We start from the raw sequence: 7131 nt of genomic DNA, 5'->3' as shown, positions 1-7131 counted from the left end.
CAACCACCCACTCGGAGTGACTGTCTGCGGGGCGTTGTCGGTCGCGCTGACTCACATAAAGTTACACACCACCCCACAACAACACAAACCCCCAGCTCACAGCGGTGAACTGGGGGCCCGGCGATCGTCGATAAGCGACCTATTCGGTGACGCGACGGATGTCGGCGCCGAGGGACTGCAGCTTCTCCACGAAGTGCGGGTAGCCGCGGTCGATGTGATAGACGTCGTGGATCGTGGTCTCCCCGTCGGAGACCAGGGCCGCGAGGACGAGGCCGGCGCCGGCCCGGATGTCGGAGCTCCACACCTCGGTGGAGGAGAGCTGCTCGATGCCGTGCACCACGACATGGTGCCCCTCAACGGTGGCGTTGGCGCCGAGGCGCTGGAGTTCGTAGACGAACTTGAAGCGGGACTCGAAGACGTTCTCGGTGATGACGCTCATGCCGTTGGCGATCGTGGCGATGCCGATGGCCATGGGTTGGAGGTCCGTCGGGAAGCCCGGGAAGGGCAGGGTCTGGTAGTCGACGGCGTCGGGGCGACGGTCCATGCGGACGCGGAACCCGTTCTCGTAGGTCTCGATGTCCGCGCCCGCGACCTTGAGTTTCTCCAGCGCCAGGTGCAGGTGCCGCGGTGCGATACCGCCGACGGTGACGTCACCCTGCGTCATGGCCGCGGCGTACGCCCAGGTACCGGCGACGATGCGGTCCCCCACCACGGCGTAGTCGGTGGGATGGAGCCTGTCGACGCCCTCGATGATGAGGGTGGAGGTACCGCCGCCCTGGATGCGCGCGCCCATGGCGATGAGCATGTTGCACAGGTCGTCGATCTCCGGCTCACGGGCGGCGTTGTGCAGCTTCGTCGTGCCCTCGGCGAGCACCGCCGCGGTGAGAATGTTCTCCGTCGCGCCGACGGACGGGAAGTCAAGGGAGATATCCGCGCCCCGCAGCTGATCGGCCTCCACCACGACAGCGCCGTGGGAGATGCGGGTGGTGGCGCCGAGCTTCTCCAGGCCCGACTGGTGCATGTCGAGGGGGCGGGAGCCGATGGCGTCGCCGCCGGGCAGCGCCACGACGGCCCGGCCGCACCGGGAGGTCAGCGGGCCGAGGACGCAGATGGAGGCGCGGAACTGGCGGACGGCGTCGAAGTCGGCGTCGGAATCCAGTTCCGCCGGGGTGGTGATGGTCACCGTCGAACCGTCGATGGTGACCTCACAGCCGAGACCACGCAGGACATCGCCCATGAGGGGGACGTCGAGAATTTCCGGGCAGTTGGTCAGAGTGGTGGTGCCTTCGGCGAGCAGGGCCGCGGCCATGAGCTTGAGAACACTGTTCTTCGCGCCACTGACCTTGACTGCGCCCTGCAGGCGGGCACCACCGGAGACGAGAAATCGATCCTTCACGCTTTCCGACACTAGCCGACCCCGTGACTCAGGGCAGGGCCCCGATGCGGCGGGCTGCGTTGACCGCCTCGTAGCGGGTGTGGGCACCGAGCTTGCGCATGACGGAACGCAGGTAGGACTTCACCGTCTCCGCCCCGATGCCCATCTCCTCCGCAGCCTCCACGTTGGTGTGGCCGAGGGCGACACAGGACAGGACGTCGAGCTCGCGCGCCGACAGCTTCGTCGACTGCTTGACGCGCACCGGGGAGACCATCTGGTCACACAGCTGCTCGAGTTCCTTGCGCAGCAGCTCGTCCTCCACGCGGTTGGCCAGCATGCGCAGCTTGGAGTGCGTGGAGCGGACCTGCTCCCACTCGGCGCCGTTCATCACGCGGCCGGCCTTCGCGGCACCGGGCTTGCCGCCCTCGACGCGACGCAGCGCGGAGTTGACGGCCAGATCCTGCTCGAGGGTGCGGGCCGTCATGGTGACCTCCTCGATGACCTTGTCTCCGAGACGCACCGGGGAATGCACGCCCACATAGAGGACACCGCGGATCTCACGGTTGACGATCACCGGCACCGCCACGATGGAGTGCAGGCCCTCGTCCTGGATCGCGCGGTCGTTCTCGTGGGAGATGATGTTCGCCCGCGTGTAGTCGGAGACGCCGACCGGCCGGCGGGTGGTGACCACGCGGCCACCGACACCGGAACCCGGCTCGATGATGAGATTCTGCAGCGCCGGAGTGCGCAGGCCCACCCACTGGGTGATCTGCAGACGGTTGTCCGGCAGCAGGGTGGCGTACATGGTGACCGGAATCCCCGTCGCGGTCTTGAGGGATGTGAGGGCCGCCCGGACGGCTTCGTCGTCATCCTTGATTCGCTGTGAATCCATTGTGAAAGTCGTCCTCCTCCGGGTACACCCGTCCAGGTGCACCCGAGGCGCACATTGACGGGGGTAACTGTCTTCTACAGATGGGCATTATAACGCGACTTCGGGGGTAAACGGAATCCAAAACCCCTTAACCGCCGGAGGTGGTGTTGCATCCGAACGGACTTTCCGCCCTCCCCCCGGGGTGTGACGGCCACCTGTGAGCCCCACCCCCGGCACCTGGGAAAACCGTCCGGTCTGACACCTACATACCGCCCTGTCTACTTTGATGGTGTACGCTGACGGGCACACCGAATCAGACGCGATCCGCTAAGGAGCAGAAACGATGAGCAAGATCTACGACAACATCCTCGACACCATCGGCAACACCCCCCTGGTACGCCTCAACGGCCTCACCGAGGGCCTGCAGGCCGAGGTCCTGGTGAAGATCGAGTCCTTCAACCCGGCCAACTCCGTCAAGGACCGCATCGGCAAGGCGATCATCGACGCCGCCGAGGCCGACGGTTCCCTCCAGCCCGGCGGCACCATCGTCGAGGCCACCTCCGGCAACACCGGCATCGCCCTCGCCCTCGTCGGCGCGGCCCGCGGCTACAAGGTCATCCTCACCATGCCGGAGACCATGTCCAACGAGCGTCGCGTCATGCTCCGCGCCTACGGTGCGGAGATCGTCCTCACCCCGGGTGCCGCCGGCATGCAGGGTGCCGTCGACAAGGCGAACGAGATCGTCGCCTCCGAGGACAACGCCATCCTGGCCAACCAGTTCGCCCACCCGGCCAACCTGAAGATCCACCGCGAGACCACCGCCGAGGAGGTCTGGAACGACACCGACGGCAAGGTCGACATCTTCGTCGCCGGCGTCGGCACCGGCGGCACCGTCTCCGGCGTCGGCCAGGTGCTCAAGGAGCGCAAGCCGGAGGTCCAGGTCTACGCCGTCGAGCCGACCGCCTCCCCGCTGCTGTCCGCCGGCAAGGCCGGCCCGCACAAGATCCAGGGCATCGGCGCCAACTTCATCCCGGAGGTCCTCGACCGCAAGGTGCTCGACGACGTCATCACCGTCTCCAACGAGGACGCCATCGCCACCTCCCGCGACCTCGCCGTCAAGGACGGCATCCTGGGCGGCATCTCCTCCGGCGGCAACGTCTGGGCGGCCCTGCAGCTGGCCCAGAAGGAGGAGAACGCCGGCAAGACCATCGTCACCGTCGTCACCGACTACGGCGAGCGCTACGTCTCCACCGTCCTGTACGAGGACATTCGCGACTAGTCCGCCACCAGTCGCTGACTGAACAAGTAGACTCTGGGCCATGCTGCTGCTGAACATCGCGAAAATGGTCCGGGAGGACCTGCAGAACGCGCGCGAACACGACCCCGCCGCCCGCGGGGACGTGGAGAACGCCGTCGTCTACTCCGGCCTGCACGCCATCTGGTCCCACCGGGTGTCGCACTGGCTGTGGAAGCGCGGTCTGCGCGGTCCGGCGCGCATCCTCGCGCAGCTCAACCGCTTCTTCACGGGCATCGAGATCCACCCGGGTGCCACCATCGGCCGCCGGTTCTTCATCGACCACGGCATGGGCATCGTCATCGGCGAGACCACCGAGATCGGTGACGGCGTCATGCTGTACCACGGCGTCACCCTCGGTGGTCAGGTGCTCACCCAGACGAAGCGTCACCCGACGATCGAGGACAACGTCACCATCGGTGCCGGCGCCAAGGTCCTCGGCCCCATCACCATCGGCGCCGGCTCCGCCATCGGCGCCAACGCCGTCGTGACCAAGGACGTCCCGGCGGACCACATTGCCACGGGCATCCCCGCCAAAAACCGGCCCCGCCGCCAGAGTGAGCGGATCAAGCTGGTGGATCCTGACTACTACGCTGCCGACGATCCGGTCGACTACAGCATCTGATCGCCGAAAATGCCCCGGGAGATTTTCTCCCGGGGCATTTTTCACGACCTGTCCATGCTTATCGACGTCACGGGGTCCTGTTCTCGCACAGGTCCCGGTAGTCATCATTCTTGCTGATGAAATGGGCCACTGCGGAGCACGACGGGGTGATGGTCGCCCCCTGCTCGCGTGCATGATCAAGTGCTGCCCGGATCAGGGGCAGGGACAGCCCCCTGCCACGGAAGGCCTGGTCGATGACGGTGTGATTGAAGTCCAGGACGTTACCCTCACGGGGGACGTAGGAGGCGTAGCCCGCCTCCCGGCCGTCAACGAGGATCTCGAAGCGGTTTCTTCCCTCGATGTGCCTGATCTCGTAGATCTGTTCAGTCATGTGGTGGAGTCTCCTGCCGGGGTCGCGTGTACATGTGTGGAGGCCGTTACGGCACCCAGTATGCACACGGTCCACTGGTTCCGCCAGACAATATCCGCACCGTCCGCACAGTGCAGGACAGGAATAATTATACTATCTTCCAAATCATAGTTAACTATCAGATAATTTATCCATATTGTCTAGGCGAGAAAGTTGGTATCCACCCATGACGGATCCGCAGAAAACGTCTGGCATCGAGAGCATCTCCAGCGGCCTGTACGACGTCAACTCAGGTGATCCACGCAGCGAGCTGGTTGACCGTTCCGGAATGGCCCCGGAGGACGTCCATCAAATCACCCGGCTAATGAATGCCCTGTCGGGCCTGCGCAACAAGGAAAAGGTGCTGGCTGAGGCGTCCGAGAAGTACATGCAACTCAATAACCAGGACATGCGGGCCCTCCACTTCCTCATCGTGGCCAATCACCGCGCAGAGGTGGTCACTCCAGGCATGCTGGGCACACATCTGGAAATGTCCCCGGCATCCATCACCAAGCTACTCAACCGGTTGGAGAAGGCTGGACACATCATCCGTAAGGTCCATCCGGTGGACCGCCGGGCCTTCTCCATCGAGGTGACCGACGAGACCCGGGCCTCCGCCATGGAGACGGTCGGCAGGAAACAGGCGAAACGCTTCCAGGCAGCTGCCCGATTAAGCCGCGAGGAGCGGCAGGTCGTGATTGATTTCCTCGAGGACATGGCACGGGAACTGACCCTGGACGGGGAGGACTGGGCAACAGAGAAGTGAGGAAACGAAACGGCCACCTGCCGAAGCAGGTGACCTTTTTCTTTGCCGGGGAGCAGCTCTAGAGCGCGCAGAGCGGGACGACGTCCTTACGTCCCTCCGCCATGGGCACGGTCAGGAAGGAACAGGACCACCAACCACGGTTCTCCACGATGGAGCGAACCTCGGACCAGCGCTCAGCACTGAGGGCAGGCGTACGGGAGAGCACGAAACCAGAGTTGCGGTTGGGGTCGCCGACGATCGCCAGGGAGTAGGCATCATCAAGGTAGGTGACCCGGTAGTTGGTGGGGCCATCCGGATCCTGGAAGGGCACGCCGGAGAAGTTCACGCGCAGGGAAGCATCGGAACGCACCGCAGCGGTCCCCTCGATGACGGAAGGGCCGAAGAAAGTGCCGCAGGAATTCCGGACTGAGATTGTGGACTCGTCGAGCACGCCATACTCGGCGGTGGTGTCGCTGGCGCACTGCAGGGAGTAAGGCTGGGGCAGGGCGGCAACCTGGTACCACTTGCCGGCATACTCGTTGAGGTTGACCTTGGAACCCACCTCCGAAAGCTCGTTGCCCGGTAGGGACGATCCGGTGGAAACGAGCTGGGAGGAGCCCCCGCCGATGCGTCCGCCATCAAAGAGATCCTGAGACTGGGCTGCCGGAGCCGCCAGGCTGGTGAGGAGCGCTGCAGCTCCGAGTCCGGCTAAGAATTTTTTCATTATTTGTCCTTTCGATTAGTTACATTATCCAAGAGTGTAATAAATGCCTTCCTAAATGCCGCACCCTTTCCAGAATCACCCCCACTGCACGGGGTTCACCAGCAGACACTTTCCCCACCCCACCCCCAGGGGCAGATGGTGACCCATCAATTTCACCCTCCCTGTTGCGAGATCGTAGATATTAACTTAGAGTAAACAATATCTCCTACTGAAAGGTTCAATCATGAAGCGAGTAATTGCAGCCACCGGCGCCCTCAGCCTGGCACTCTTCCTGGGCGCCTGCGCCTCGGATGACAACGAGACCACAGCCGGCACCACCAGCGAGACCACCACGACTGAGGCCACCACCTCCGAAACCACAACTGAAGAGACCACGACGACCACCGCAGCGGTCGAGGCCGACGACATCGTCGATACCGCCGTGGCGGCCGGACAGTTCACCACCCTCACCACCGCTCTGCAGGAGGCGGACCTCGTGGAGACCCTGAAGGGCGAAGGTCCGTTCACCGTTTTTGCCCCCACCGATGAGGCTTTCGCAGCCCTTCCCGAGGGCACCCTCGACACCCTCCTGGCCGACCCCTCCGGCGACCTGACCGAGATCCTGACCTACCACGTCATCCCCTCGGAAGTCTTCGCTGCGGATGTCGTTGAACTCGACGGCCAGACCGTCGAGACCGTCCAGGGCGCCAGCCTGACTGTCAATGTGGACGGAGGCAACGTCTCTCTGACCGACGTGGCCGGCAACACCATCAATGTCATTGACACGGACATCGAGGCCTCCAACGGCGTCATCCACGTCATCGACGGCGTTCTCATGCCGACCCTGTAAAAAGAAATATCTGCAGTTCAGCCCCACCGGCCCACCACGGTGGGGCTTTCTGTGTACCTGCCCCTGACGAGATCAAAGTAGTCGCTGCAGAACTTCCCGGACCCCAACGGCACAACCCCACCAGGCGGACCACTGCACCAGACCCCTCTACGCCGCAGTTACCGCGGTTACCCCTGCCGTCATACTCACCACGTCACCCAAACGCCCAGACCCCGGGAGTGATCACCACCGCGCAGTGCCTGATCAGGTATTGCAACGACCACTCGAATCCGCCGTGGAC

At 64.0% G+C, this 7131-nt stretch carries 8 protein-coding genes; 4 read left to right on the top strand and 4 right to left on the bottom strand.

The features are described from left to right. Positions 1–139: 139 nt before the first annotated feature. Both murA and ramA read right to left on the bottom strand, forming a co-directional pair. Complete coding sequence (gene murA, locus B9Y70_RS11860) at positions 140–1396, bottom strand: UDP-N-acetylglucosamine 1-carboxyvinyltransferase (protein WP_085550472.1); 1257 nt, start codon at positions 1394–1396, stop codon at positions 140–142. Positions 1397–1424: 28 nt separating this feature from the next. After that, positions 1425–2267 carry an acetate metabolism transcriptional regulator RamA gene (gene ramA / locus B9Y70_RS11855; RefSeq protein ID WP_085550471.1) on the bottom strand — a complete coding sequence of 281 codons (843 nt, stop codon included), beginning with the start codon at positions 2265–2267 and terminating at the stop codon, positions 1425–1427. Between the two features lie 322 nt (positions 2268–2589). On the opposite strand from ramA, the gene cysK reads away from it, so the two are divergent. Together cysK and epsC are read left to right on the top strand one after the other, a co-directional pair. Continuing rightward, positions 2590–3525, top strand: a complete 936-nt coding sequence (gene cysK / locus B9Y70_RS11850) for a cysteine synthase A (RefSeq protein ID WP_085550470.1) — start codon at positions 2590–2592, stop codon at positions 3523–3525. A 46-nt stretch (positions 3526–3571) separates the two neighbouring features. Further along, complete coding sequence (gene epsC / locus B9Y70_RS11845; RefSeq protein ID WP_205410451.1) at positions 3572–4165, top strand: serine O-acetyltransferase EpsC; 594 nt, start codon at positions 3572–3574, stop codon at positions 4163–4165. A 67-nt stretch (positions 4166–4232) separates the two neighbouring features. Here epsC and B9Y70_RS11840 read toward each other — a convergent pair whose 3' ends face one another. After that, positions 4233–4535 carry a GNAT family N-acetyltransferase gene (locus B9Y70_RS11840; protein WP_085550468.1) on the bottom strand — a complete coding sequence of 101 codons (303 nt, stop codon included), beginning with the start codon at positions 4533–4535 and terminating at the stop codon, positions 4233–4235. A gap of 205 nt (positions 4536–4740) precedes the next feature. Here B9Y70_RS11840 and B9Y70_RS11835 point away from each other — a divergent pair, with 205 nt between their 5' ends. Continuing rightward, complete coding sequence (locus tag B9Y70_RS11835; protein ID WP_085550467.1) at positions 4741–5319, top strand: MarR family winged helix-turn-helix transcriptional regulator; 579 nt, start codon at positions 4741–4743, stop codon at positions 5317–5319. A gap of 58 nt (positions 5320–5377) precedes the next feature. Here B9Y70_RS11835 and B9Y70_RS11830 read toward each other — a convergent pair whose 3' ends face one another. Further along, the gene (locus tag B9Y70_RS11830) at positions 5378–6022 is read right to left on the bottom strand and encodes a lipocalin family protein (protein WP_085550466.1); all 645 of its coding nucleotides are present in this window, start codon (positions 6020–6022) and stop codon (positions 5378–5380) included. A gap of 223 nt (positions 6023–6245) precedes the next feature. Here B9Y70_RS11830 and B9Y70_RS11825 point away from each other — a divergent pair, with 223 nt between their 5' ends. Then, positions 6246–6851, top strand: coding sequence for a fasciclin domain-containing protein (locus tag B9Y70_RS11825; protein ID WP_085550465.1), 606 nt, complete (start codon positions 6246–6248; stop codon positions 6849–6851). The last annotated feature ends 280 nt before the right edge of the window (positions 6852–7131 follow it).

Source organism: Corynebacterium pollutisoli (assembly GCF_900177745.1).
Taxonomy (GTDB): domain Bacteria; phylum Actinomycetota; class Actinomycetes; order Mycobacteriales; family Mycobacteriaceae; genus Corynebacterium; species Corynebacterium pollutisoli.
This window is presented reverse-complemented; position numbering and strand designations above follow the sequence as displayed.